Source organism: Pseudotabrizicola alkalilacus, from assembly GCF_003443995.1.
GTDB lineage: Bacteria > Pseudomonadota > Alphaproteobacteria > Rhodobacterales > Rhodobacteraceae > Pseudotabrizicola > Pseudotabrizicola alkalilacus.
The window spans coordinates 325814-350281 of sequence record NZ_QWEY01000001.1 but is presented as its reverse complement, the minus strand read 5'-3'; the positions used below and the strand labels follow the sequence as shown (position 1 = coordinate 350281).

24 protein-coding genes and 1 riboswitch are annotated in these 24468 nt (G+C 65.2%); of the genes, 11 read left to right on the top strand and 13 right to left on the bottom strand.

Annotation, left to right across the window (positions count from 1 at the left end):
• Positions 1-61 precede the first annotated feature (61 nt).
• The gene (locus D1012_RS01710; protein ID WP_118149596.1) at positions 62-970 is read left to right on the top strand and encodes a DUF817 domain-containing protein; all 909 of its coding nucleotides are present in this window, start codon (positions 62-64) and stop codon (positions 968-970) included.
• Here D1012_RS01710 and D1012_RS01705 read toward each other — a convergent pair.
• A complete protein-coding gene (locus D1012_RS01705; protein ID WP_233516985.1) occupies positions 914-1285 on the bottom strand; it encodes a hypothetical protein in 372 nt (123 codons plus the stop codon). The two genes, D1012_RS01710 and D1012_RS01705, sit on opposite strands and share 57 nt — an antisense overlap.
• Positions 1286-1375: 90 nt before the next feature.
• Between D1012_RS01705 and D1012_RS01700 the strand changes: the two genes are divergently transcribed.
• Entirely contained in the window at positions 1376-2149 is a 774-nt protein-coding gene (locus D1012_RS01700; RefSeq protein WP_118149594.1) for an alpha/beta fold hydrolase, read from the top strand.
• 10 nt (positions 2150-2159) lie between these two features.
• Here the strand turns inward: D1012_RS01700 and D1012_RS01695 are convergent, their stop codons facing one another.
• Entirely contained in the window at positions 2160-2324 is a 165-nt protein-coding gene (locus tag D1012_RS01695; RefSeq protein ID WP_435530887.1) for a CTP synthetase, read from the bottom strand.
• A gap of 231 nt (positions 2325-2555) precedes the next feature.
• Between D1012_RS01695 and D1012_RS01690 the strand changes: the two genes are divergently transcribed.
• From D1012_RS01690 to D1012_RS22310, 4 genes are all read left to right on the top strand, one after another.
• The gene (locus D1012_RS01690) at positions 2556-3674 is read left to right on the top strand and encodes a zinc-binding metallopeptidase family protein (protein ID WP_118149593.1); all 1119 of its coding nucleotides are present in this window, start codon (positions 2556-2558) and stop codon (positions 3672-3674) included.
• Positions 3675-3710: 36 nt separating this feature from the next.
• Positions 3711-4616, top strand: coding sequence for a diacylglycerol/lipid kinase family protein (locus tag D1012_RS01685; RefSeq protein ID WP_118149592.1), 906 nt, complete (start codon positions 3711-3713; stop codon positions 4614-4616).
• Entirely contained in the window at positions 4617-5432 is an 816-nt protein-coding gene (locus tag D1012_RS01680) for a metallophosphoesterase family protein (protein ID WP_118149591.1), read from the top strand.
• Positions 5433-5505: 73 nt separating this feature from the next.
• Positions 5506-5940, top strand: a complete 435-nt coding sequence (locus tag D1012_RS22310; RefSeq protein WP_147335606.1) for a hypothetical protein — start codon at positions 5506-5508, stop codon at positions 5938-5940.
• Between the two features lie 48 nt (positions 5941-5988).
• Here D1012_RS22310 and trxC read toward each other — a convergent pair whose 3' ends face one another.
• The 7 genes from trxC to gltX form a co-directional block, all read right to left on the bottom strand.
• A complete protein-coding gene (trxC, locus tag D1012_RS01675) occupies positions 5989-6450 on the bottom strand; it encodes a thioredoxin TrxC (protein WP_118149590.1) in 462 nt (153 codons plus the stop codon).
• Positions 6451-6509: 59 nt separating this feature from the next.
• A complete protein-coding gene (locus D1012_RS01670; RefSeq protein ID WP_118149589.1) occupies positions 6510-6827 on the bottom strand; it encodes a DUF3775 domain-containing protein in 318 nt (105 codons plus the stop codon).
• Positions 6828-6939: 112 nt separating this feature from the next.
• Positions 6940-9780, bottom strand: coding sequence for an aminomethyl-transferring glycine dehydrogenase (gcvP, locus tag D1012_RS01665; RefSeq protein WP_118149588.1), 2841 nt, complete (start codon positions 9778-9780; stop codon positions 6940-6942).
• A 76-nt stretch (positions 9781-9856) separates the two neighbouring features.
• Complete coding sequence (gene gcvH, locus D1012_RS01660) at positions 9857-10216, bottom strand: glycine cleavage system protein GcvH (protein WP_118149587.1); 360 nt, start codon at positions 10214-10216, stop codon at positions 9857-9859.
• Positions 10217-10225: 9 nt separating this feature from the next.
• Entirely contained in the window at positions 10226-11362 is a 1137-nt protein-coding gene (gene gcvT / locus D1012_RS01655) for a glycine cleavage system aminomethyltransferase GcvT (RefSeq protein WP_118149586.1), read from the bottom strand.
• Between the two features lie 178 nt (positions 11363-11540).
• Positions 11541-11646: riboswitch (glycine riboswitch) on the bottom strand.
• 85 nt (positions 11647-11731) lie between these two features.
• Complete coding sequence (locus D1012_RS01650) at positions 11732-13108, bottom strand: MATE family efflux transporter (RefSeq protein WP_233516984.1); 1377 nt, start codon at positions 13106-13108, stop codon at positions 11732-11734.
• A 137-nt stretch (positions 13109-13245) separates the two neighbouring features.
• Complete coding sequence (gene gltX, locus D1012_RS01645; RefSeq protein ID WP_118149585.1) at positions 13246-14577, bottom strand: glutamate--tRNA ligase; 1332 nt, start codon at positions 14575-14577, stop codon at positions 13246-13248.
• 145 nt (positions 14578-14722) lie between these two features.
• Here gltX and D1012_RS01640 point away from each other — a divergent pair, with 145 nt between their 5' ends.
• From D1012_RS01640 to D1012_RS01630, 3 genes are all read left to right on the top strand, one after another.
• On the top strand, positions 14723-15133 hold the full coding sequence (locus D1012_RS01640; RefSeq protein ID WP_118149584.1) for a metallopeptidase family protein: 411 nt from the start codon (positions 14723-14725) through the stop codon (positions 15131-15133).
• A 117-nt stretch (positions 15134-15250) separates the two neighbouring features.
• On the top strand, positions 15251-16183 hold the full coding sequence (locus tag D1012_RS01635) for an MBL fold metallo-hydrolase (RefSeq protein WP_118149583.1): 933 nt from the start codon (positions 15251-15253) through the stop codon (positions 16181-16183).
• Positions 16184-16303: 120 nt separating this feature from the next.
• Complete coding sequence (locus D1012_RS01630; protein WP_118149582.1) at positions 16304-16747, top strand: GFA family protein; 444 nt, start codon at positions 16304-16306, stop codon at positions 16745-16747.
• 72 nt (positions 16748-16819) lie between these two features.
• Here the strand turns inward: D1012_RS01630 and wrbA are convergent, their stop codons facing one another.
• Positions 16820-17413 carry an NAD(P)H:quinone oxidoreductase gene (gene wrbA, locus D1012_RS01625; RefSeq protein ID WP_118149581.1) on the bottom strand — a complete coding sequence of 198 codons (594 nt, stop codon included), beginning with the start codon at positions 17411-17413 and terminating at the stop codon, positions 16820-16822.
• A 188-nt stretch (positions 17414-17601) separates the two neighbouring features.
• Between wrbA and D1012_RS01620 the strand changes: the two genes are divergently transcribed.
• Positions 17602-18546 carry a 1-phosphofructokinase family hexose kinase gene (locus D1012_RS01620; RefSeq protein WP_118150016.1) on the top strand — a complete coding sequence of 315 codons (945 nt, stop codon included), beginning with the start codon at positions 17602-17604 and terminating at the stop codon, positions 18544-18546.
• Positions 18547-18698: 152 nt separating this feature from the next.
• On the opposite strand, the gene D1012_RS01615 is transcribed toward D1012_RS01620, so the two are convergent.
• Positions 18699-20363 carry an NAD+ synthase gene (locus D1012_RS01615; RefSeq protein WP_118149580.1) on the bottom strand — a complete coding sequence of 555 codons (1665 nt, stop codon included), beginning with the start codon at positions 20361-20363 and terminating at the stop codon, positions 18699-18701.
• A 143-nt stretch (positions 20364-20506) separates the two neighbouring features.
• Here D1012_RS01615 and D1012_RS01610 point away from each other — a divergent pair, with 143 nt between their 5' ends.
• Complete coding sequence (locus D1012_RS01610) at positions 20507-21973, top strand: MORN repeat-containing protein (protein WP_233516983.1); 1467 nt, start codon at positions 20507-20509, stop codon at positions 21971-21973.
• A gap of 274 nt (positions 21974-22247) precedes the next feature.
• On the opposite strand, the gene D1012_RS01605 is transcribed toward D1012_RS01610, so the two are convergent.
• Together D1012_RS01605 and D1012_RS01600 are read right to left on the bottom strand one after the other, a co-directional pair.
• Positions 22248-23774, bottom strand: a complete 1527-nt coding sequence (locus D1012_RS01605; RefSeq protein WP_118150015.1) for a cryptochrome/photolyase family protein — start codon at positions 23772-23774, stop codon at positions 22248-22250.
• Complete coding sequence (locus D1012_RS01600) at positions 23771-24433, bottom strand: SDR family NAD(P)-dependent oxidoreductase (RefSeq protein WP_118149578.1); 663 nt, start codon at positions 24431-24433, stop codon at positions 23771-23773. Before D1012_RS01600 ends, D1012_RS01605 begins: the two co-directional genes overlap by 4 nt.
• Between the last annotated feature and the right edge of the window lie 35 nt (positions 24434-24468).

Sequence of the window (24468 nt, the reverse complement as noted above, 5' to 3'; positions counted from 1 at the left end):
AACATTGACGGGTATAGGGCGCGGGCTAAACCCCGCGCCCTTTCACTTTCGGAACATTGGCATGATTGAACTGCAAAGCACCCGCAGTCTGGAACGGCGGCTTGGCGATTGGGCGCGGGGGCGGCTGCCGTTTGCGCTGGCCGAGCTGGTGATGTTCGTGCTGAAACAGGGCTGGGCCTGTCTGTTTGGCGGGCTCTTGTTGCTGGCGATCATCGGCACCAAGATGATCTGGCAGTCAGACTGGCCGCTGCACCGCTATGACGCGCTGTTCCTGTTTGCCATCGCCACGCAGGCGGCATTCCTGTGGCTGCGGTTGGAAAGCTGGGAAGAGGCGCGGGTGATCGCGCTGTTTCACCTGACCGGCACCGCGATGGAGTGGTTCAAGGTGCATGCCGGGTCATGGGCCTATCCCGAGCCGGGGTTGTTCATGGTGATGGGCGTGCCGCTGTTTTCGGGGTTCATGTACGCGAGCGTCGGCAGCTACATGGCGCGGGTGATCCGCATTTTCGACATGCGGTTCGCCCCCTATCCGCCGTACTGGGCGACGATGGTGCTGGGCGTGGCGATCTACGTCAACTTTTTCGCGCACCATTTTCTGCCCGACATCCGGCTGGCGCTGTTTGCCGCCACGCTGATCCTGTTTGCCCGCACCCGGATCTGGTTCCGCATCTCTGACCGCGACTGGTGGATGCCGCTGCCGGTGGCGGCCTTTCTGTCCAGCGTGGCGCTGTGGGTGGCGGAAAACGTCGGCACCGCCACCGGCACCTGGCTGTATTCCGGGCAGTTGCCGGGGCAATGGGTCAGCTTTGGCAAGCTGGGGTCGTGGTATCTGCTGCTGTATGTGGCCTTTGTCACCGTGACCGTGGTGGTCCGGTCGGCACTGCACCGCGCCCCGCTGACAGCGCAGGCAGGGTCAGATCCGGCCCTGCAGCCGCTGCACCAGCAGCACAACGCCACCCACCAGCAATAACCCCAGAACCACGGTTGCGGTGATGCGCGCCGCCGACCGCATCAGGGCAGAGCCTGCACGCTGCGCTGACAGATGGCGCAGGCAAATGTCATAGCAGGCGGCAACGCGGCCTTGGTCGATCTGCACCAGCAACTTGGGGTTTTTGGACTTTTCGGCGAAATCGGCCAGTTCCCGCGCCGCCGCCCGCACCCCGCGCGGCAGTGCGCCCCTGCCCCGCCGCAGCTTTTCCGACAGGCCATTGCCGCGGATGCCAAGACGCTCTTCCATCAGACCGGCAACCCGGTCGGCCATTTGCTGAATTGTGACTGCGCTCATGACCCTGACCCTTTTGGCGCACACTAGGCGCGCGCGGCAAAATCCTCAACTGCTCTGGCAGGGAAGGTGAACTGGCGGTAAAGAGGTGACATGCTTGCCACGATCCATCACCCCGCCGCCACCCCTTCGGATGTCCTTCCGCTGGTCATTGTCCATGGCCTGTATGGCTCGGCCCGCAACTGGGGCGTGATCGCGCGACGGCTGGCCGATGTGCGCGATGTGGTGGCGGTAGATATGCGCAACCATGGCGACAGCCCGCATCTGCCGGTGCATGGCTACCCCGAGATGGCGGCGGATCTGGCAGAGGTGATCGCCACACTGGGCGGCCGGGTCGATCTGCTGGGCCATTCGATGGGCGGCAAGGCGGCGATGCATCTGGCGCTGACCCATGGCGCGCTGATCCGGCGGCTTGTGGTGGCCGACATTGCCCCCGTGGCCTACAGCCATGACCAGTCGCACCATGCGCAAGCCATGCGGGCGCTGGACCTGACCGGCATCACCACGCGCGGCGAGGCTGACCGGCGGCTGGTGGAAACGGTGGAGGATGCCAGCCTGCGGGCGTTTTTCCTGCAATCGCTGGACCTGAAGGCGGCGGGGGGGCCACGCTGGCGGCTGAACCTGAATGTGCTGGAGGCCGAGATGAGCAAGATCGTCGGCTGGCCCGGCACCGAAGGGTCATTCGACGGCCCGGCGCTGTTTCTGACCGGGGCCGACAGCCCCTATGTCAAACCCGAGTACCGCGATGCCATCCGCGCGCTGTTTCCCGCCGCCCGCTTTGCCAAAATCCCCGACACCGGCCATTGGCTGCACGCCGAAAAGCCGCGTGAATTTGAAGAAACGGTGCGGGTGTTCCTGACCGCCTGAGCGTTCCGGCTCACACCAGTTGCTTGGCGATATACCAGCTGACCGGGATCGCGGCCAGAAATCCGACCGCAGCACCGATCAGGATCGGTTGCAGGGTATCATTGCCCGTGGTCAGGGCCACGATCACCCCGATCCCCATCAGGGAGGTGGAGATGATCGAAAAAAGAACTGCCATCAGCCGGGTCATCGCTGTCTCCATTCCTTGCGCGTTTTCAGAAGTATAGCAGGGACGAAACGGCGCGGCCTTGACCGAGATCAAGCAACGCAGTGTTCTGTGCGCGGTGAGGGACGGAACCGGACGCCCCCGGCAGGGTTGGTGCAGCGGGGCGGCATGTGGCGTGGGGCAAGGATTTGCCCCGCGTGGCCTGCCGTGGCCTGATCCATATGTCCGGGGACATCTTTCGCTATGAAGCTTTTTCAATGCCAGTGCTGTGGTCAGATCCTGTATTTTGAAAACACCGTCTGTCTGAAATGCGGCAGCATGCTGGGCTATCTGCCAGACGAAGACCGGATGATCGCCGTCGCCCCCGACGGGCCGGTCTGGAACGCTCTGCCCGGCACCCATGGCATGAATGCCGCCGTGCCAGACCCCGGCCCCTTGCGGTTTTGCCGCAATTGGGAGCGCAGCGCCTGCAACTGGATGCACCGCAGCGCCGAGGGCGATGGCACCGGCACGGCGGGCTATTGTCTGGCCTGCCAGCACAACCGCACCGTGCCCGATCTGTCAACGCCGGACCATGTGGCGCTGTGGACCCGGATCGAGGCGGCCAAGCGGCGGCTGGTCTATTCCGTACTGCGCCTGAACCTGCCACGCCCGCTGCCCGACTCGGGCCACCCCGAACCCTTGGTGTTCGACTTTCTGGCCGATGATCCGGGCAGCCCCGACCCGGTGCTGACCGGCCATTCCGACGGGGTCATCACCATCGCCCTGATCGAAGCCGACGACGCCGCCCGCGAAGAACGCCGCAGCCAGATGGGCGAGGCCTACCGCACCCTGCTGGGCCATTTCCGGCATGAGGTCGGACATTACTACTGGGATATTCTGGTGCGCGACAACCCCGCCGCACTGGAGGCGTACCGCACCCTGTTCGGCGACGAACGCGCCGATTATGCCGAAGCGATGCAGCGCCATTACGAGTCCGGCGCGCCCGAAGGCTGGGAAAACCGCTTTGTCTCGGCCTATGCCACGATGCACCCATGGGAAGACTGGGCGGAAACCTGGGCGCATTATCTGCATATGGTCGACACGCTGGAAACGGCGGGGGCGTTGGGTCTGCGGGTGGATGCGGGCAGCACATTGGCGGCACATGTCGAGTCCGACCCTTACCGCACTCCGACTGCGGCAGAGCTGATCGCAACATGGGTGCCGCTGACGCTGGCTTTGAATAGTCTGAACCGGTCGATGGGGCAGACTGATCTGTACCCGTTCTCGTTGCCTGCCGATGTGCAGACCAAGCTGCGCTTTGTGCATGATCTGGTGTCGCACTGCGGTGAGACGGAACCAAAGACAACCTCACCCGTTTGATCCGGGCGGCATGGTGCCGGCAGGAGCAGTCTCCCCATGCGTGAACCGATCTGTGTGCTGGCCAATGCCGGGTCAGGGCGGAAATCCGGCGCGCGGATCGCGCAGCTGACCGAACCGCTGCGCGCGGCGGGGCTGAAGCACGAGGTGCGGCTGATCCGCAAGGGCGCGCTGATCCCGGCGGCGGCGCAAGAGGCGCGGGCAGATGGCTTTGCCACCGTGATCGCGGCGGGCGGTGATGGCACGATCTGCAGCGTCGCGACCGAGCTGGCGGGGTCCGGGATCGCGCTTGGCATTCTGCCGCTCGGCACATTCAACTTTTTCGCGCGCTCTCTGGGGCTGGAGAATGACCCCGAAGCGGCGATGGCGCAGCTTCTGGCCGGGTCGGAGATTCCGGTGGCGGCGGGGGAGGTCAACGGCAAGCTGTTTCTGAACAACGCCAGTCTAGGGCTGTACCCGGCGCTGCTGGAACAACGCGAGGCGGCCTATGCCAAATGGGGCCGGTCGCGCTGGGCCGCCTATTGGTCGGGGCTGCGGGTGCTGGCAACCTATAATCGCCCCAGCCGGATGACCCTGACCGTTGACGGCGTGGTGCAGGTGCGGCACTCGCCGATGGTGTTCATTGCGCAGAACGCCTATCAGCTGGAGGAATATGGCATGCAAGAGGGGGTCGATCTGATCCGGGCGGGCAAGCTGGCGGTCTATATCGCGCCCGAGCTGCGGCGCTGGCAGCTGTTGGGCTTTGCCCTGCGCATTGCGGTGCGGATGGCGCGGCCCTACCGCGACTTTACCCTGATTGGTGCCGCTGCGGTCGAGATTGAGACCCGCGCCCGCCGCCGCACCATTGCACGCGATGGCGAGCGCGAAACGATGGCCGCCCCCTTTGCCTTTCGCCGCCTTCCCGATGTGCTGACGGTGATCGTGCCGGTGGCGGGGACCAGCTAGATGGGGCGTCTGCTGCATTTGTCGGACCTGCATTTCGGCACCGAGCGCGCGGGGCTGGTGGCCCCGCTGATCGCACTGGCGCAGCGCTTGCAGCCCGATGTGGTAGTGATCTCGGGTGATCTGACCCAACGCGCCCTGCCCGCGCAATGGGCGGCGGCGGCGGAGCTGATCGCGGCGCTGCCCGCGCCGGTGCTCTGTGTGCCGGGCAATCACGATGTGCCGCTCTACAACCCGCTGGCACGGCTGCTGTGGCCGTTCCGGGGCTATCGCAAGGCTGTAGCGGAAGTGCTGGAGCCTGTGGTGGACGCGGATGATCTGCTGGTGGTGGGGCTCAACACGACCGACCCCTATGCCTGGCAACGCGGGGTGTTGCGCAAAGCGTCCTTGCGCCGGGTGGCAGATACCTTCGCCCGCGCCCGTCCCGGCCAGCTGCGCGTGGTGGCCCTGCACCATCCACTGACCACGCCCCCCGCGACCGGCAAGACCCCGATGCGCGGGGCCGATGCCGGGCCCGAGGCCCTCGCCCGCGCCGGGGCCGATGTGATCCTCAGCGGCCACCTCCACCTCTGGGCCGCCGCGCCCTTTGCCCTGCACAAAGGCGCGCGGTCCATGCTCTGCGTCCAGGCCGGCACCACCCTGTCCTCCCGCCTGCGCGGCGAGGACAACGACCTGAACGTGATCGACTTCGATCAGGGTCTGGTCACGGTAACGCGGTGGCGGACGGTGGGGGATACGCTGGACTATACATCCGACAATGTGACGCGGTATCAGCAGGATAACGCGGATGTGGGGTGGGGGAGAGAGGGGGAGATTTAGAGGCTTGTCGCTTTGAGCCCTTTGCGGACGATCATTCAACGGATATTGTCTCAAGAGAAGCGGAGGGAGGCCTATGAAACACGGTCAACTCAGGTCCGTTGCCCACAGCATTGCAGACTCCTTGGCTTGCGGTGTCAGTCTATTGACGGGTTTCTACGATCTGCGGATCTATGAAGATGCGATGCGTTCTGAAGACGGGGTTCTGACCGTCGATCTGTTGAACGGCAGGGTAGTCACGGGAACGCCATCTACTGATGTTGCATCCGCTGTCCTACGCATTCCCAAAGAGTTTGACCGCCTCTGCAGCGCGAAGGGATTGGCACGAAGCGACTGCCGAAGAGCTTTGGCTCATTTCCACACGACCCCGATCACGCAAGAATTTACACTGGTTGTTGAGGATAACACGGGGCGGATTACAGAAACCGACTTTCAAGGTGTTCCGGCCCGCCGTGTGATGGAGCTTGACCACCTCGGAAGATTAAGACGCAGGGCAATTCGCCGTCCGTGAGGGTGCAGCAACGGCAGCTCCGTCCGCAAAGCAGACACTCGAATCATCTCACCCCTTCCCCACATTCCCCTGCACAAACGCCACAATCTCTGCCGCGGGCCTCGCCCCGGCCAACCGGCCAACCTCCCTCCCCCGGTGATACAGGATCAGCGCCGGGATGCCGCGGATGCCGGCGCGTTGGGAGACGGCGGGGTGATCTTCGGTGTTGAGCTTGACCAGCCGGGCGCGGGGTGCAAGCGCCTTGGCGGCTTTGGCAAACTCCGGGGCCATCATCCGGCAGGGACCGCACCATGGGGCCCAGTAATCGACCAGCAGGGGCAGGTCGTCATTGCGGGTGGCCTTGTCGTGGCTGGTGGCGTCAAGTTCCGCCACCTTGTCCGACACCAGCACATCACCGCAGCTGCCGCATTTGGGGCGGTCTCCGGCGCGTGTGGCGGGGATGCGGTTGATCTGGCCGCAGGTGGTGCAGGTGAGTTTCAGGCTGTCCTTGGTCGCGGTGTTGGCGGTCATGTCGGCCCCATATTCATCATACTGAATACATTTGTCCGCTGACCCGCGACTGCAAGGGGTCAGAGCAGATCTTCTTCCTCACCCGTCACATCAATCCCCATCGCCTCCAGCCCGGCCTCAAGGTTCTCCGCCAGATGCGGCATGCCGGTCAGGTAATCGGCAGTCGGGGTGGTGGCCTGGGTATAGGCGGTGGTCAGGGCCTCGGCATAGTCTTCGGGTTCAAACGCGCCGCGCCCGACCCAGGCGATGGCGGTCAGGTGGGCCTTTTCATCCTCGTTCAGGTTTTCGATAAACGCATAAAGCTCGGCGGCGGCAACAGGGCCTTCGCGGTGCTGAAAGATGATCTGAACGACTTTGGATGTGCTGATGTCTGGCATGGTCTTTCCCCCTGTCCCCCATGCTGCGCTGTTGTGGCTTTGGGTGCAAGGCTGAGGTGAGGTGGCGCCCCGGAAAGTGCCCCGCGCCAGTCAGGCGCGGGGCAAAGCTGTGTCACTCCGCCGCGTCGGCGTAGCTTTCGACCGGCGGGCAGGTACAGATCAGGTTGCGGTCGCCGTAAACGTTGTCAACGCGGCCCACCGGGGGCCAGTATTTGTCGACCCGGAACGCCCCCGGCGGGAAGCATCCGGCCTCACGCGTGTACTTGCGGTCCCAGTCGGCGACGAGGTCGTTGACCGTGTGGGGCGCGTGGCGCAGCGGGCTGTCTTCCGCGCTGATCTCGCCCTTTTCCACCGCGCGGATTTCTTCGCGGATGGCGAGCAGCGCTGTGATGAAGCGGTCGATCTCGGCCTTGGTCTCGCTCTCGGTTGGCTCCACCATCAGCGTGCCTGACACCGGCCAGCTCATGGTCGGCGCGTGAAAACCGTTGTCGATCAAGCGCTTGGCAATGTCATCGACGGTCACGCCCACATCGGCAAAGGCGCGGGTGTCGAGGATGCACTCATGCGCCACCCGGCCCTTGTTGCCCATGAACAGGATGGGATAGCTGCCCGCCAGACGTGCGGCGATGTAATTGGCGTTCAGGATCGCCACACGCGTCGCCTGCGTCAGCCCCTCACCGCCCATCATCAGGCAATAGGCCCATGAAATCAGCAGGATAGAGGCGGAGCCATAGGGGGCTGCGCTGACGGGGCCTTCGCCTCCGCCCAGCTCATTATGCCCCGGCAGGAACGGCGCCAGATGCGCGCCGACGCCAATCGGCCCCATGCCCGGACCGCCGCCGCCATGCGGGATGGCAAAGGTCTTGTGCAGGTTCAGGTGGCTGACATCGCCGCCGATCTTGCCCGGTTTCACCAGACCGACCAGCGCGTTCATGTTCGCGCCGTCAATATAGACCTGCCCGCCGTGATCATGGGTGATCTGGCAGACCTCGCGCACGGTTTCTTCAAACACACCATGGGTAGAGGGATAGGTGATCATGCAGGCCGCCAGCCGGTCGCCTGCGGCAGCGGCTTTGGCGCGGAAATCCTCGACATCAATATCGCCGTTGGGCGCGGTTTTCACCACCACCACCTGCATGCCCACCATCTGCGCGCTTGCCGGGTTGGTGCCATGCGCCGAGGTCGGGATCAGGCAGACCGTGCGCTGGGTATCGCCGCGCGATTTGTGATAGGCTTGGATCGTCAAGAGCCCGGCATATTCGCCCTGCGCGCCGGAATTGGGCTGCATCGACATTGCGTCATAGCCGGTGATCTCGCACAGCTTGGCCGACAGATCGTCAATCGCCTCCTTGTAGCCCAGCGCCTGATCGGCGGGGGCAAAGGGGTGCAATGACCCGAATTCGGGCCAGGTGATCGGCATCATCTCTGCCGCTGCGTTCAGCTTCATCGTGCAGGAGCCGAGCGGGATCATCGCGCGGTCGAGTGCCAGATCGCGGTCGGACAGGCGGCGCATGTAGCGCATCATTTCCGACTCGGCCCGGTTCATGTGGAACACCGGGTGGGTCAGATACTCGGTCGTGCGCACCATGTCTTCGGGGAAGCCCAGTTGTGCGCGGTGCGGGGGCGCACCTTCGATGCCAAAGGCGCGCAGGATGCGGGCCAGCACCCGTTCGTCCGTGGTCTCGTCCAGCGCGATGCCCACACGGTCGGTGCCGATCTTGCGGAAGTTCAGCCCCTCGTGCCGGGCAGCGGCGAGGATGCCGGTCTGGCCGACGCCCACCTCGACCGTGATGGTGTCAAAGAAGGCGGCGGGCGAGACTTTGGCCCCGGCCGCCTGCAATGCGCGGGCCAGACGGTTGGCCCCGAAATGCACGCGTTCGGCAATGGCGCGCAGGCCCAGCGGGCCGTGGAACACGGCATACATGCTGGCCATCACCGCCAGCAGCGCCTGCGCGGTGCAGACGTTCGACGTGGCTTTCTCGCGGCGGATGTGTTGCTCACGGGTTTGCAGCGACAGCCGGTAGGCCGTGTTGCCGCGCGAATCGATGGACACGCCGACGATGCGCCCCGGCATCGAGCGTTTCAGATCGTCGCGGCAGGACATGAAGGCGGCATGTGGGCCGCCATAGCCCATCGGCACGCCAAAGCGCTGCGCCGAGCCGACGGCAATATCGGCCCCCATCGCGCCCGGTTCTTTCAACATGCACAGCGCCAGCAGATCGGTCGCCACGATGGCCAGGGCTTTGGCAGCGTGCAGCGCGGTAATCTGGTCGGTGAAGTCGGTCACATGGCCATAGGTGCCGGGATACTGGAAGATCGCGGCGAACACTGCAGCGGGGTCCAGCTTGGCCGGGTCGCCGATGATCACCTCGATCCCCAGGGGCGCGGCGCGGGTCTGGATCACGCCGATGGTCTGCGGATGGCAGTTGCGGTCGACAAAGAACGCCTTGGCCTTTGACTTGGCGCTGCGTTCGGCCATGGTCATCGCCTCGGCCGCCGCTGTTGCCTCGTCCAGCAAGGACGCATTGGCGACCGGCAGCCCGGTCAGATCGGCCACCATGGTCTGATAATTCAGCAAAGCCTCCAGCCGGCCCTGGGCGATTTCGGGCTGATAGGGGGTATAGGCGGTGTACCACGCCGGGTTTTCCAGAATGTTGCGCTGGATCGCGGGCGGCGTCACCGTGCCGTAATAGCCCTGCCCGATCAGGCTGGTCATCACCGTGTTGCGCTTGCCGACCTGACGCATCTTGTCCAGCAGCTCATGCTCGGCCAGCGGGGCCCAGCTCAGGGGCGTGTTCTGGCGGATCGACTTTGGCACGGTCTCGTCAATCAGCGCGTCCAGCGTGGGCACGCCCACCACCTGCAGCATCGCCTCCATCTCGGCGGGCGACGGGCCGATGTGGCGGCGGTTGGCGAAATCATACGGATTATAGGCGACGGGGGTATAGGTCATGGCTTGCCTGCGACTGTCAGCGCTTGGGCGGGCGCGTGGCTGCGCCCACCGTCTGTTCTCAAAGCGGGGGGAAGGGTTAGCCGATGAAATCGGCGTATTCGTCTTCGTCCATGTAGTCATCCAGCGCCGACAGATCGTCGATCTTCATCTTGAAGAACCACGCCTCGCCGGTCGGGTCTTCGTTCACCAGTGCCGGTTTATCCACCAGCTTGGTGTTGACCTCGACAATCTCGCCATCCAGCGGGGCCAGAATGTCGCTTGCTGCCTTGACGCTTTCGATCACGCAGACCTCATCGCCCTCGGCGACCATCGTCTCGGTTTCGGGCAGTTCCACGAACACGACATCGCCCAGTTGGGTGGCAGCGTGTTCGGTGATGCCGACGACGACCAGATCGCCCTCGACGCGCATCCATTCGTGTTCCTTGGTGTATTTCATCGCAGTGCCTCAGCGTTTGTAGGTGGTGGGATGGAAGGGAAGCGGGGCCACGGTGACGGGCAGGCGCTTGCCGCGCACCTCGCCCTCCAGCAGCGTGCCGGGGGTGGCGTGGCTGGCGGCGACATAGCCCATGGCGACGGGGGCCTGAACCGAAGGGCCAAAGCCGCCCGAGGTGACCTCGCCCAGCGGCGTGCCACCCTGATCAAAAAGCTGCGTGCCCTCGCGCATCGGCGCGCGGGTCTGCGGCAACAGGCCGACGCGCAGACGTTCCGGCCCCTCCGTCAGTTCGCGCAGGATACGGTCGGCACCGGGGAAGCCACCAGCGCGCGCCCCGCCCGTGCGGCGCACCTTCTGGATCGCCCAGGTCAGGCCCGCTTCCACTGGCGTCGTCGTGGTGTCGATGTCATGGCCATAGAGGCACAGCCCCGCCTCCAGCCGCAGGCTGTCGCGCGCGCCAAGGCCGATGGGCATCACCCCATTGACCGCCAGAAGCGAGCGGGCAAGGTCTTCGGCCCCGGCTTCCGGCACCGAAATCTCGAACCCGTCCTCGCCGGTATAGCCGGACCGGCTGACCCACATCGGGCCATAAAGCGTGTCAAACACCCGCACATCCATGAAGCGCATCTCGGTCACGCCGGGCACCCATGCGGCCAGAGCCGCCTCGGCCCGCGGCCCCTGCAATGCCAGCAACGCGCGGTCGGTGATATGCTCGACCGTTGCCACCGCCGACAGATGCGCCTGCATATGGGCAACATCCGCCTCCTTGCAGGCGGCGTTGACCACGACAAACAGATGATCGCCCCGGTTGGCAAACATCAGGTCATCCGATATGCCGCCGGTCTCATTGGTGAACAGGCCATAGCGCTGCCGCCCCTCGGCCAGCCCCGCCACATCGACCGGCATCAGCGCCTCGAACGCCGCGACCAGCGCCGCCATGTCGCCGGTGGGCCGCAGGATCACCTGCCCCATATGGCTGACATCGAACAGCCCGGCAGCGGTCCGCGTGTGCAGATGTTCGGACATCACACCGGCAGGGTATTGCACCGGCATCTCATAGCCCGCAAACGGCACCATCTTGCCGCCCAGGGCGACATGCAGGTCGTGCAGCGCAAGCCGTTTCAGGTCAGACGTGTTCAGGTCGGTCATTCCGCCCCCATATGTTCCGCCGGAAGACAGACTCCGGCACCGTTCGGACAGACTGATCCCTGCCCTGCGATGCCCCCTCTGTCCTTGCCCTTGCTGTCTTTCGACAATCGGGCGCCTGAGATCGTTATCCCTTCGGCGGGCCGCCCCATCCCAGGGTTGGCCACTCTCCAGAGTTCCGGTGTCAAAAACGGTCCCTTGCGCCTGAGAGTTTACCGGGGCGGTTGCTCCTTCGGCACCGGATGCCCTGCTTGCGCATGGCGCCCGGATTCTCCCGATCCTGACAGGGACGATCTAGCGCGGCCCTGCGACCGCTGGCAAGGGGGAAAACGAAAGCGACGTGTCGGGCGGAAAAAGCGACGGGGCGGATGCCTATATCCTGGGCTGAGCGCCGTATTGATCGACCACCCGGAACACCAGCCACAGCGAGACGATGCCAAAGATCACCCCGCCGACAGCCTGCCCGATCAGCACGCCCCCAGCCCCCCAGTACCCGGCAAACCAGATCGCAAAGGGAATGGTGCCCAGCGTGTGCCGACCCCAGTTCAGCAGCGTTGACAGGAACGGGCGGCCCAGATTGTTGCAGGCGGCATTGGAGATGAACAAGAGCCCGTTGAAGAAGAACAACAGGCACAGCGGCCCGCAGAACAGGAACACCAGATCGCGCGTCACCCCCTCGGCATGGAACAGATCAGCAATCGGCCCGCGCAAGAGGAACAGCACCAGCGTCACAAGGCTGATCACGACGGCGGTAAAGATCACCGCATCCCAGATTGCCCGTCGCACCCGGTCGATCCGGCCCGCGCCTGCGTTCTGCCCGATGATCGGCCCGATGGCCCCCGCCAGCGCAAAGATCACGCCCAGCGCCACCGGCGTCAGCCGCCCGGTAATCGCCATGCCCGCCACCGCCGCCTCGCCATAGGGCGCGATCAGCCGGGTGACAAAGGCCTGCCCGACCGGCGTTGCGACCTGCGTCAGCACCGCAGGCCCGGCAATGCCCGCCATGGCGCGCGCATCCTCCGCCAGTTCCGCCCCCGTGACACGGGTAAAGCCGCCATACTGCCGCCACAGCGGCCAGATCGCCATCGCGGCAATCACCAGCCGCGACAGGTTGCCCGCCCAGGCCGCCCCGGTCAGCCCCAACCCGGCCCCGAAGATCAGGATCGGATCGGCAATCGCCAGCACCACCGCGCCCCAGACCGTCACCATCATCGCGCGCCGCGCATCGCCATGGCTGCGCAGGATTGCGGCCCCGGTGATGCCCAGCATCAGCAGCGGCTGCCCCAGCATCACATGACGCAGGAAACCCACCGTCTCTTCTGCCGTCGGCCCGGTGGCCCCCAACAGACCGACAATCGGCCCCAGCAAGGCCCAGACCACGGCGGTGAACGCCACCCCCAGCCCAAGCCCCAGCAAAAGCCCGTTGGTCGCCCGCCGCCGCGCCAGATACGCGTCGCGCTGCCCCAGCGCCCGCGCGACCACGGCAGAGACCGCAATCGAAATCCCGATCCCGAAACTGGTGGTGAAAAACAACACCGCCCCGGCATAACCGACCGCTGCGGTGGCCACCGGGTCCTGCAGCCACGAGATATACAGAATGTTGATCAGATCGACGCTGAAGATCGCCATCAGCCCGACCGAGGAGGTCAGCGACATCACCACAACATGGCGCATCAGACTGCCGGTCACAAACCGCGGCGCCGGTCCGCGTGTCGCCTCGCCCGCCACCGGATCTGCTCCCGCACTCATCCCGACACCTTCGCGGCTTTCATCTTGGTAAAAATACTCGGGGGGTCCGGGGGGCAGACAGCCCCCCGGCGTTTTCAGAAAGACAACGGCGCGCAAGCCACAGCCCGGCCTGTCAGCCGCTCAGAGACATCCGCCCGTCACAGGCTGGGGCGTTTGGTGAGCAACGGCATCACATCGGCCATTTCCGGCCCGTGCTCCTGCCCGGTCAGCGCCTTGCGCAGCGGCATGAACAGGCCCTTGCCTTTGCGGCCTGTGGCCTCTTTCACCGCCGCTGTCCACTGACCCCAGGTTTCGCGCGTCCAGGGTTGGGCGGGCAGCAGGTCCAGCGCCTGCGCCACAAACTCCCGGTCCTCGTCGGCGACCAGCGGCGTGGCACCGTCGCGGAACAGGGTCCACCAGCCTTCCAGATCATCGAGCACGGTGATGTTGCCGCGCGCGACCGACCAGAAGCCCTCGGCCTTATCGCCGGGCACGCCCAGCGCCGTGATCCGCTCTTGCACCGCGTCAAACGGCAGGCCCTGCACATAGTGCCGGGTCAGGGGGAACAGGTCTTCGGCGTCGAATTTGGTGGGCGCAGAGCCAAAGCTGCCAACCTCGAACCCGTCGATCAGCTCGTCCATCGAGCCGACCAGCTCCACCGGCTTGGATGATCCCAGCCGCGCCATCAGCGACAGCAGCGCCAGCGGCTCCACGCCGCGCGCGCGCAGGTCGCGCAAGGACAGAGTGCCAAGGCGTTTCGACAGCTCTTCCCCCTTCGCGCCGGTCAGCAGCGAATGGTGGGCGAAATCGGGCGGGGTGCCGCCCATCGCTTCCATGATCTGGATCTGGGTCGCGGTATTGGTCACATGGTCGGCACCGCGCACGATAAAGGTCACGCCCATGTCGATGTCATCCACCGACGAGGCAAAGGTATACAGCACCTGACCATCCGCGCGGATCAGCACCGGGTCAGAGACCGAGGCCGCATCAATCGACACCGGGCCAAGGATGCCATCGGACCATTCAATACGGTTCTGGTTCAGCAGAAAACGCCAATAGCCGTCGCGCCCCTCGGCCCGCAGCTTTGCCTTGTCTTCCTCTGACAGCGCCAGCCCGGCGCGGTCATAGACCGGCGGCTTGCCCATGTTCAGCTGTTTCTTGCGCTTGAGGTCCAGCTCAACGGGCGACTCGAACACCTCATAAAACCGGCCCTTGGCCTTCAGGTCTTCGGCGGCCTCGCGGTAGCGGTCCATGCGCAGCGATTGCCGCTCCACCCGGTCCCAGTGCAGGCCCAGCCACTCCAGATCGGCCATGATCGCATCAGCGTATTCCTGCTTGGACCGCTCCTGATCGGTGTCATCCAGCCGCAGGATGAACTGGCCGCCGGACTTGCGGGCGATCATGTAATTCATCAGCGCGGTGCGCAGATTTCCGACATGGATATAGCCGGTGGGTGACGGGGCAAAACGGGTAATGGTGGGGCGGGTCATCGAGCATCTCCTGCAACCGCTCTTCCCTGTCACAGCGGGGGAGTATTGTCCAGTTTGCGCAAGGCACAGGGGCGCACAGCCGGTTTGCACAAGCCGGGGGTGCGTGGGTCTTTCACCGGCCTGCCCTGCCCCCTATATCTGGCACATGACCCAGATCCCGCCCGGCGCCATCGCCCCCGACCTTGCCCTGATCGAACAGCTTGCGCACGGCGCAATCGCGGGCCTGCCCGGCCCGTTCCGCGCCGCCGCCACCGCGATCCGGTTGCGGGTCGAGGAGTTCGCGCCGGACGAGATTCTGGAAGCGCTGGAAATCGACGATCCGTTTGAGCTGACCGGGCTGTACGAGGGCATCCCGCTGACCGAAAAATCGGTGAGCGACCAGCCGATGCAGCCCGATGTGATCTGGCTGTTCCGCCGCCCCATTCTGGATGAATGGCTGGACCGGGGGGATGTGTCGCTGCAGGAACTGGTGACCCATGTGCTGGTGCATGAAGTCGCGCATCATTTTGGCTGGAGCGATGACGACATCGCCCGGATCGACCCGTGGTGGGAGTAGCCGGTACATCCTCGCGCAGGGTGCTGTGCACTTGCGCACAGGCGATGACGGCTCCGTGACTGGAGACAGGGGGCTTTGGCGTTACCATTCCTCCCACAGTTTCACAGGAGGACACCGATGACGATGCCCGCACTGACCCGCCGCTCGGCGCTGTTTGCCGCCGCCGCCCTGCCCTTTGCCCCCGCCCTGATGCCCCGTGCCGCCCATGCCGCCGCCGAGATGATGGGCGCGACCGTGGCCCCGTTCAACCGCTTCAAACTGGGCGGGTTCGAGGTGACAACCCTGCTTGCCGGTACCCGCGCGCTGGAAAACCCGCAGGAAACCTTCGGGCTCAACGCCTCGCCCGCGGAATTTGCCGCACTGTCGCAGGCCCATTTCATCCCCGCTGACAAAAGCCAGAACTTTTTCACCCCGACAGTTGTGAACACCGGGGCCGAATTGGTGCTGTTCGACACCGGCCTTGCGCCCGAGGCGATCACCGGGGCCTTGGCGGCGGCGGGCTACACCCCGGATCAGATTGACGTGGTGGTGCTGACCCATATGCACGGCGACCATATCGGCGGGCTGTCGGGAGATGCGGGCGTCACCTTTGCCAATGCGCGCTATGTCACCGGATCGGTGGAGCACAATCACTGGGCACAGGCCGGGAATGAGGGGTTTGATACCAAGGTCAAGCCACTGGTAGACAAGATGACCATGCTCGAAGATGGCGGTTCGGTGGCCTCCGGCGTAACCGCGATGGCCGCCTTTGGCCACAGCCCCGGCCATATGGCCTATCGGCTGGAAAGCGACGGGCAGCAGCTGGTTCTGGCCGCCGATACCGCCAACCACTACGTCTGGTCGCTGCAAAAGCCGGACTGGGAGGTGCGGTTCGATATGGACAAAGCCGCCGCCGCCGCGACCCGCAAACAGCTGTTCGGCATGCTGGCCGCCGACCGCGTGCCCTTTGTCGGCTACCACATGCCCTTCCCCGGCGTGGGCTATGTCGAGGCGATGGACGACGGTTTCCGCTATGTGCCGGTGAGCTATCAGATGCTGCTGAACGGCTGACACGACACAGGGGCGGGGAAACCCCGCCCCGTTCCGGGTGGAGCCGTCAGATGGACTGCTGCTGCAATCGCTTGAATGGGTACTCTGGACCAGAAATCGTTTTGATGAGATGTTCTGCTGATGAATAGTCAGAAGACTGTGATAACCGGCGGATGCCAGTGTGGTGCGGTGCGCTACAAAGCTGAGTCTCTCGGCCGCTCGTCAGTGTGCCACTGCCGTATGTGTCAGCGCGCTTTCGGCGCATTTTATGCACCGCTTGTCATCGCAAACGGCTTGGAATGGACTTCGGGAAATCGCCGTCTGTTTGCAAGCTCAAACGTCAGCCAACGCGGTTTCTGCGGCGATTGCGGCACACCGCTGAGCCTCGAAAACTTCGATGATGATCAAATCGAGGTTGCGACCGGAACACTTGACGATCCCGAAATCGCCCCGCCCACACTTCAGATTAACCATCTCTACCGATGTAGCTTTACCGATGCGATTGGTGAACTTCCCGAACCGGACCGGGATACGATTGCCGAGAACGAAGCGTGGAATGCGAAGGTTGTTTCGTATCAAAGATAGCTGAGTCAGCTGGGCTCAACCCGCCGCGGATTGCATCGCGCCGGGGGGCGGCGCGCCGCCCCCCTTTGCCACTCAGCCCTTCAGCTTGGCCGCAATTTCCACCGTGCGCCGCGCCTGATGGCCGATCGAGGCGTTGGCTTTGTCGTCAAACTCGGCCCCTTGAGTGTGGCTGTAGCCGTAGGGGTTGCCCCCCGTCGCGAACAGCGCCTTGTCGGTGTAGCCGGGGGCCACGATGACCGAGCCCCAGTGCATGAAGGTGGTATAAAGGCCCAGAATCGTGGCCTCTTGTCCGCCATGCGGGTTCTGCGCCGAGGTCATGGCGCTGACCGCCTTGTTGGCCAGTTTTCCGCTGCCCCATTGGCCGCCCAGCGTGTCGATAAAGGCGCGCAGCTGGCTGGGTGCCGCACCAAACCGGGTGGGGGCTGAGAACAGATAGGCGTCGGCCCATTCCATGTCTTCGGGCTTGGCCACCGGAATGTCGGCGGCCTTTTCAACCTGCGCTTTCCAAGCATCCTGACCGTTCACCACCGCCTCCGGCGCGGTTTCGGCGATGCGCAGCAGCTTGACCTCGGCCCCCGCCGCGCGGGCGGCCTCGGCCGCGATTTCGGCCATCTGATGGTTGGTGCCATAGGTCGAATAGAACAGGACAGCGAGCTTGACAGACATGACAGAGCCTCCGGGCTGGGGTTACTTGGTACAGACTAGATGTGTGCATGACTTGCGGGAATTCCAAGATAACGCGCAGGTTTCGTGCGAAATCGCACTGATCAACCTGCACCGATGCAAAATCACAGCACTGCTTTCCGATCACACTTGTTGGCGCTAACATGCGGGAGACCCAAAAGGACGCCGCCATGCAAGCTCCCATCCTGACCCTCACGCTGAACCCCGCGCTGGATATGGCGACCGGGGTGCCACAGATCATTCCCGGCCACAAACTGCGTTGCACTGATCCGCATCTGGACCCCGGCGGCGGCGGGTTGAACGTCAGCCGCGCGATCAAGGCACTGGGGGGCGATTCGCTGGCACTGGTGGCGCTTGGCGGGTTGACCGGCGACCGGCTGGCCGGGCTGATCCGGGCCGAAGGCGTAACATTCCTGTCGATCCTTGGGCCGGGCGAGACCCGGCAGAGCCTGACCGTGACCGAAGAGTCCTCGGGCAAGCAGTTCCGCTTCATGCTGCCCGGCCCGGTCTGGGGCGCGGCAGAACGGGCGCGGGTGTTTACCCTGCTGGCCGCCACCGCGCGGCCCGGCGGCTACAGCGTGATCTCGGGCAGCCAGCCGCCCGGCGTGCCCGCCGATTTTCCGGCGCATCTGGCGGCCAGCATGGAAGGCTCGCTTGTGGTGCTAGACACCTCTGGCGCGGCGCTGACCGAGGCGGTGCGCACCCCGATCCCCGGTCTGGAGGTGCTGCGGATGGACGGCGAAGAGGGGGAAGAGCTGGCCGGGCACAGTCTGGAAACCCTGACCGATACGGCGGATTTTGCCGCCGGATTGGTGGCGCGCGGCGTGGCGAAACGGGTGATCGTGGCGCGCGGCGCCGAAGGCAATGTGCTGGCCGAAGCCGGGCGGCGGCTGTTCTCGCCCGCGCCAAAGGTGCGGGTGAAATCGACCGTGGGCGCAGGCGACAGCTTTGTCGCGGCCTTTGTGCTCAGCCTCGCGCGCGGCCAGGACAGCGCACAGGCGCTTGCCATGGCCTCCGCCGCCGCAGCGGCGGCGGTGATGACCGATGCCACCATGCTCTGCCGCGCCGAAGACGTGATGCGCCTGATGCACGAGGCGGCGGCGCGCGATATCTGAGCCGTCATGCAGCCCCCCACCCCAGCCCTCCCCCACAAGGGGGGAGGGAGGTGCTTTGTGCCGCGACGCAGGCGCTTGCGGCAAAGGTCGGGTGCCTCCCCTCCCCCTCGTGGGGAGGGGCTGGGGGTGGGGGGCGCAGCTCCGGTCCGGTGTCACGCGCCGCTGGGGTCGCGCCAGCGGTTGGCGATGGGGTAGCGGCGGTCCAGCCAGAACGCCTTTTGCGTCAGCCGTGTGCCGGGCGCGGACTGAAAGCGTTTGTATTCCGCGATATAAAGCAGGTGTTCGATCTTTTTAACCGTGGCCCGGTCAAAGCCTTCGGCCACCAGTTCGGCCACCGAAGCCTCCCGCTCCACCAGCCCCTCAAGGATGCCGTCCAGCACCTCATAGGGTGGCAGGCTGTCCTGATCGGTCTGGTTGGCGCGCAGCTCGGCCGACGGCGGTTTGGTGATGATCCGCTCGGGGATCACCTCGCCCGCCGGGCCCTTCATCCAGTCACGGTGGTTTTCATTGCGCCAGCGCGCGGTCAGGAACATGCGGGTTTTGTACATGTCCTTGACCGGATTATAGCCGCCGTTCATGTCGCCATAGATCGTGCAATAGCCGACCGCCATTTCCGACTTGTTGCCGGTGGTCAGCAGCATCTCGCCGTATTTATTGGAAATCGCCATCAGCATCACGCCGCGCAACCGGCTTTGGATATTCTCCTCGGTGATGCCTTCCTCCGTCCCCTCAAACAGCGGCGCGAGGGTGTCCAGCACCGCCGCCTGCGCGGCACTGATCGGCACGGTATCCAGCCGGCAGCCCAGGGCACGGGCGCATTTCTCCGCATCCTCCAGCGAATGGGCACTGGTGAACTCTGACGGCAGCATCACGCAACGCACGTTTTCCGGCCCCAGCGCATCAGCCGCAATCGCGGCGACGATGGCCGAATCAATCCCGCCCGACAGACCCAGAACCGCCTGTCTGAACCCGGTCTTGGCGAAGTAGTCGGCGACCGACAGCACGCAGGCGCGGTAATCCGCCTCGCCGATCGGCGGGATCTGCGCAATCTCGCCCGCATCCGCCCGCCAGCCATCCTCAGTGCGGCGAAAGGTGATCTGCGTCAGATGGTCATCAAACTGCGGCAGCTGCGCCGCCAGATGCCCGCCGGGGTTCAGCACCATGGAGGAGCCGTCAAACACCTGATCATCCTGCCCGCCGACCATGTTCAGATAGACCAGCGGCAAGCCGGTTTCGACCACGCGCGAAATCATCAGGTTCAGCCGCAGGTTCGGCTTGCCGCGATGATAGGGGCTGCCATTGGGCACCAGCAGGATCTCGGCCCCGGTTTCCGCGAGGGTTTCCGCCACATCAGGATGCCAGGCATCCTCACAGATCGGCGAGCCGATGCGCACGCCGTTGATGGTAAAGGGGCCATGCACATCGGCCGCGGTGAACAGCCGCTTTTCGTCAAACAGCGTGTCATTGGGCAGATGATGCTTGAGCACCGTGGCGGTCACCCGCCCGCCGTGCAGAACATAATAGGCGTTATACAGCCGCCCGTCCTGCACCGCCGGGCCACCGATGGCCAGCGCCGGGCCATCGGCGCAGTCTGTGGCAAGCTGATGGATGGCGGCAATCGCGGCCTGCTGAAACGCCGGTTTCAGGATCAGATCCTGGGTCTGATAGCCGGTGATGAACATCTCGGTCAGCGCCACAAGGTCCGAGCCAGCCGCGCGCCCCTGCCCCCAGGCCGCGCGCGCCTTGGCGGCATTGCCAGCCAGATCACCCACTGTCGGGTTCAGCTGGGCAAGGGTCATGCGGAACAGATCGGCCATGGCGGCACCTTTCAGACACGGAGATGGCGATGTTCTAGCAGGTTGTCCGCCAAGGGAAAGTGATTGCAGCCGCCCGGCCGCAAAGCTTGTAAGCGGCGGGCGGCGCGGCTAGGCTTTGCATGGAATTACGGCAGGGGGTCCGGATGCGGCACAGAGTCAGATCAATGCTGGGCGCGGTGGCTCTGGGTCTTGCCCTGCCTTGGGGCGTGTTGGCCCAGGAGGGAGATATCGTCACCAAACAATATGACGACGGCTCGTTCTATGAGGGCACCTTTCTCAACGGCCGCCAGCACGGCACCGGCACCTATACCCTGCCCAATGGCTACAGCTATACCGGCGACTGGGTGGCCGGGGAAATCCTCGGCCAGGGTGTTGCGCGCTACCCCAACGGCTCGGTCTATGAGGGCCAGTTTGCGGCGGGCAAGCCCGAAGGCCGGGGCAAGATCTCTTACGCCAATGGCGGCAGCTATGAGGGCGACTGGACCGGCGGCAAGATGACCGGCGCAGGCATTGCCACCTATCCCGACGGCTCGGTCTACACCGGCGCTTTCGTCGATGGCAAACACCACGGTCAGGGCGTGCAGGACGGCCCCGGCGGCTACCGCTATGAGGGCGCCTGGGCCGAAGGGCTCAAGGACGGGGCGGGCAAGATCACCTATGCCGATGGCGCGGTCTATGACGGCACGCTGGTCGCGGGCGAACGGCAGGGCAAGGGCACACTGACCATGCCCGATGGCCTGACCTATGTCGGCGACTGGCTGGCCGGTCAGATCAATGGCACCGGCAAGCTGACCCAGCCCAATGGCGACACCTATGAGGGCGGCTTTGCCGAAGGCCAGCGTCAGGGCACCGGAAAGACCACCTATGCCAATGGCGATGTGTTCGAAGGCGTGTTTCATGCCGACAAACGCACCGGACAAGGTGTGTTCCGCGCGCAGGACGGCACCGTGCTCGAAGGCGACTGGGTCGATGGCCGCCTGACCGGCACCGGCACCATCCGCTTTCCCGATGGCGCGACCTATGCAGGCGCGACCAAGGATGATCAGGCCCAAGGCATTGGCAAGATCACCTATGCCGATGGGTCCACCTATGACGGCGCATGGGTCGCAGGCGTGATTCAGGGTGAGGGCACCGCCACCTATGCCAATGGCGCGACCTATACCGGCGGCTTCAGCGCCGCGCAGCCCAATGGTCAGGGCAAGCTGACGTTGGCCGATGGCTACAGCTATGAGGGCACCTTTGTCGACGGCCAGCGGCAGGGCAAAGGGGTGGCCACCTATCCCGACGGCGCGGTCTACACCGGCGATTTCGTCGCCGGGCTGCGGCAAGGCACGGGCGAGATCACCGGCCCCGACGGCTTTCGCTACACCGGCGACTGGGCAGCGGGCGAGATCGACGGCACCGGCACCGCCACCTATCCCAATGGCGATGTCTATGAGGGCGGCTTTGCCAAAGGCCGCCGCGCCGGCCCCGGCAAACTCACCTATGCCAGCGGCCAGATTGCCGAAGGCCTGTGGGAAAACGGCATCCTGATGGCCCCCGCCCCGCCACCGTCCGAGGCCGAGCCAGAGGGCGAGGCCACACCCGCAGACCCGGCCTCCACTCCCTGATGTCTCTCAAACAGAGCGCGCAAAAACGCACGCTTTTCAGGTCGGCTGCGCGCACCTTAAACCGCCGGTCCTCGGACCAGTGGCGAACCTATGGAGTATTTGCACAGCAGCAAATCACAGCCCCTTTGGATTGCTGCTATGCAAATACTCCCGCGCGGAGCGCATCCGACCGCGCCGCTTTCCAACGACCCAGATCGCCCGTCCGGCTCAGGCCTACCGTGGCAACGCCATCGGGGCGGGCTCGATGCCCGCCACGATGGCCCCGTGCCTCCGGTCAGACAGTCTCGCCCGCCTCAAGCCGCTGCAAGAACGCCTCCGCCTCCGACAAGGTCGTCGCCTTGCGGGCCGGGTCCATCTTGTCCCAGGTGCGGTACATCTGCGCCATGCGGGGGTTGGCCGCGAACCGCGCGCGATGGCGCAGCAGAAAGTGCCAGTAGAGCAGGTTGAACGGACAGGCCCCGTCGCCGGTTTTCTGCGCCACGGTGTAGCGACAGCCCGCGCAGTAATCCGACATCCGGTCAATATAGGCCCCTGAGGCGGCATAGGGTTTCGACCCCAGCACCCCGCCATCGGCAAACTGGCTCATCCCGATGGTATTGGCGGCCTCCACCCATTCGAAGGCGTCGATATAGACCGACAGATACCACTCATGCAGCGCCTGCGGGCTGATTCCGGCCAGCAGGGCGAAGTTTCCGGTCACCATCAGCCGCTGGATGTGATGGGCATAGGCCAGATCCCGGGTCTGGCCGACCGCATGCGACAGGCAGGCCATGTCGGTCTTTGCCCCCCAATACAGCGGCGGCAGGGCGCGGTCGGCCTGCAGCACATTCTGACCAGCATAGCCGGGGCCGTGCCGCAGATAGATACCACGCACGAATTCCCGCCAGCCGAGGATCTGGCGGATAAAGCCTTCCACCGCGTTCAGCGGGGCTTTGCCTGCGGCATGGGCGGCCTCTGCGGCGCGGCAGACCTCCAGCGGCGTCAGCAGCCCGATGTTCAGATAGGGCGACAGCAACGAATGGCTGAGCGTGGGATCCGCCGCCAGCATCGCATCCTGCTCATCGCCAAAGCGCGGCAGCGCCTGCCCGATGAACCAGTCCAGCGCCATCAGGGCATCGGCGCGGGTCACGCCCCAGCCAAACGGGCGCAACCGGCCGAAATGGGTGGGAAAGTGCTGCTCCACCAGATCCAGCACCCCGGCGGTGATGGCATCCGGCGCGAACCGGGGCGGGCGCGGGCGGAACAGGTCGGGCCTGGCCGGTTTGCGGTTGTCAGGATCAAAGTTCCACTGCCCGCCGGTGGGCTGGTCTCCTTGCATCAACAGGCCGGTCTTGCGCCGCATCTCGCGGTAGAACCATTCCATGCGAAACTGTTTGCGCCCTTCGGCCCATGCGGCAAACGCGGCGTCAGAGCACAGAAAGCGGTCATCAGGGCATTGGCTGACCGGCAGCGGCATCTCCTCCAGCGCGGTGATCAGCCGCCATTCGCCGGGGCGGGTGGCGAGGATGTCGCCGGCCCCATACTCGGCCGCGCGCCGTAGGAGTTCACCGGGGATCGCGTGGCTGTTGTCGGGGTCGTCCAGCTTTGTATAGGCGACCTGCCACCCGGCCGCGCGCAGGTCCGCCGCAAAGTGCCGCATCGCCGACAGGATCAGCGCGATCTTTTGCGGGTGGTGCGGAACATAGCTGCCCTCGGCCTTCACCTCGGCCATCACCACCACATCCCTGCCTGGGTCGGCGGCGCGCAGGGCGCTCAGCCCCGGCGTCAGCTGATCGCCAAGGATCAGGACAAGCCGCGTCACCATGGAACCGGCTTTCCCTGCCAGTCAAAGAAACCGCCGCTGTCGGCGGGGGTCAGCCCCTCCAGCACAGCCAGCAGGTGGTCTGCCGCCTGATCCGGGCTGACGGCAGGGTGGGAGCCTGCATATTTCGCGGTCAGCGGGGTCTGCACCGTGCCGGGGTGCAGGCAGACCACGACAGCCTGCGGGTGGCTGCGGGCGATCTCGATCGCCGCCGTATGGATCAGCTGGTTCAACGCGGCCTTGGCGGCGCGGTAGCTGTACCAGCCGCCCAGAGCGTTGTCGCCGATGCTGCCGACCCGCGCCGAGAGGACGGCGAAACGGGCGGGGCGGTCCTTGGGCAACAGGCGCAGGCTGTGCTGCAGCACCAGCGCCGGGCCGGTGGCGTTCAGGGCGAACTGGGCGGCCATCACGGCGGGGTCAAGGCTGCGCAGGGATTTCTCGGGCGGCACCCCGTTCAGCTCCAGCGCGCCGGTGGTGACGAGGATCTGGTCATAGACCCCCTCCAGCGCCCCCATCAGTCGGGCGAGACCGGGCGCATCGGTCAGATCCAGCCCGTCCTCGCGGCGCGACAGGCGGGTGACCGCGGCCCCCTGCCCCTCCAGCCGGTCGGCCACCGCCCGCCCGATCCCGCCCGACGCCCCCACCACCAATGCCCGCATCGCCGCCCCCTTTGGTTCCGGCGCTCAGGTAGGGC

Coding starts and splice junctions, on each gene's coding strand:
- D1012_RS01680 (WP_118149591.1), top strand. CDS start 4,617: ATGGGGCGTCTGCTGCATTTGTCGGACCTGCATTTCGGCACCGAGCGC.
- D1012_RS01640 (WP_118149584.1), top strand. CDS start 14,723: ATGACCCAGATCCCGCCCGGCGCCATCGCCCCCGACCTTGCCCTGATC.
- D1012_RS01600 (WP_118149578.1), bottom strand. CDS start 24,433: ATGCGGGCATTGGTGGTGGGGGCGTCGGGCGGGATCGGGCGGGCGGTG.
- D1012_RS01615 (WP_118149580.1), bottom strand. CDS start 20,363: ATGGCCGATCTGTTCCGCATGACCCTTGCCCAGCTGAACCCGACAGTG.
- gltX (WP_118149585.1), bottom strand. CDS start 14,577: ATGACCCGCCCCACCATTACCCGTTTTGCCCCGTCACCCACCGGCTAT.
- D1012_RS01710 (WP_118149596.1), top strand. CDS start 62: ATGATTGAACTGCAAAGCACCCGCAGTCTGGAACGGCGGCTTGGCGAT.
- trxC (WP_118149590.1), bottom strand. CDS start 6,450: ATGACCGCCAACACCGCGACCAAGGACAGCCTGAAACTCACCTGCACC.
- gcvP (WP_118149588.1), bottom strand. CDS start 9,780: ATGACCTATACCCCCGTCGCCTATAATCCGTATGATTTCGCCAACCGC.
- gcvH (WP_118149587.1), bottom strand. CDS start 10,216: ATGAAATACACCAAGGAACACGAATGGATGCGCGTCGAGGGCGATCTG.
- D1012_RS22310 (WP_147335606.1), top strand. CDS start 5,506: ATGAAACACGGTCAACTCAGGTCCGTTGCCCACAGCATTGCAGACTCC.
- D1012_RS01700 (WP_118149594.1), top strand. CDS start 1,376: ATGCTTGCCACGATCCATCACCCCGCCGCCACCCCTTCGGATGTCCTT.
- D1012_RS01695 (WP_435530887.1), bottom strand. CDS start 2,324: ATGGCAGTTCTTTTTTCGATCATCTCCACCTCCCTGATGGGGATCGGG.
- D1012_RS01630 (WP_118149582.1), top strand. CDS start 16,304: ATGAATAGTCAGAAGACTGTGATAACCGGCGGATGCCAGTGTGGTGCG.
- D1012_RS01690 (WP_118149593.1), top strand. CDS start 2,556: ATGAAGCTTTTTCAATGCCAGTGCTGTGGTCAGATCCTGTATTTTGAA.
- D1012_RS01670 (WP_118149589.1), bottom strand. CDS start 6,827: ATGCCAGACATCAGCACATCCAAAGTCGTTCAGATCATCTTTCAGCAC.
- D1012_RS01685 (WP_118149592.1), top strand. CDS start 3,711: ATGCGTGAACCGATCTGTGTGCTGGCCAATGCCGGGTCAGGGCGGAAA.
- wrbA (WP_118149581.1), bottom strand. CDS start 17,413: ATGTCTGTCAAGCTCGCTGTCCTGTTCTATTCGACCTATGGCACCAAC.
- gcvT (WP_118149586.1), bottom strand. CDS start 11,362: ATGACCGACCTGAACACGTCTGACCTGAAACGGCTTGCGCTGCACGAC.
- D1012_RS01650 (WP_233516984.1), bottom strand. CDS start 13,108: ATGAGTGCGGGAGCAGATCCGGTGGCGGGCGAGGCGACACGCGGACCG.
- D1012_RS01635 (WP_118149583.1), top strand. CDS start 15,251: ATGACGATGCCCGCACTGACCCGCCGCTCGGCGCTGTTTGCCGCCGCC.
- D1012_RS01620 (WP_118150016.1), top strand. CDS start 17,602: ATGCAAGCTCCCATCCTGACCCTCACGCTGAACCCCGCGCTGGATATG.
- D1012_RS01705 (WP_233516985.1), bottom strand. CDS start 1,285: ATGAGCGCAGTCACAATTCAGCAAATGGCCGACCGGGTTGCCGGTCTG.
- D1012_RS01610 (WP_233516983.1), top strand. CDS start 20,507: ATGCGGCACAGAGTCAGATCAATGCTGGGCGCGGTGGCTCTGGGTCTT.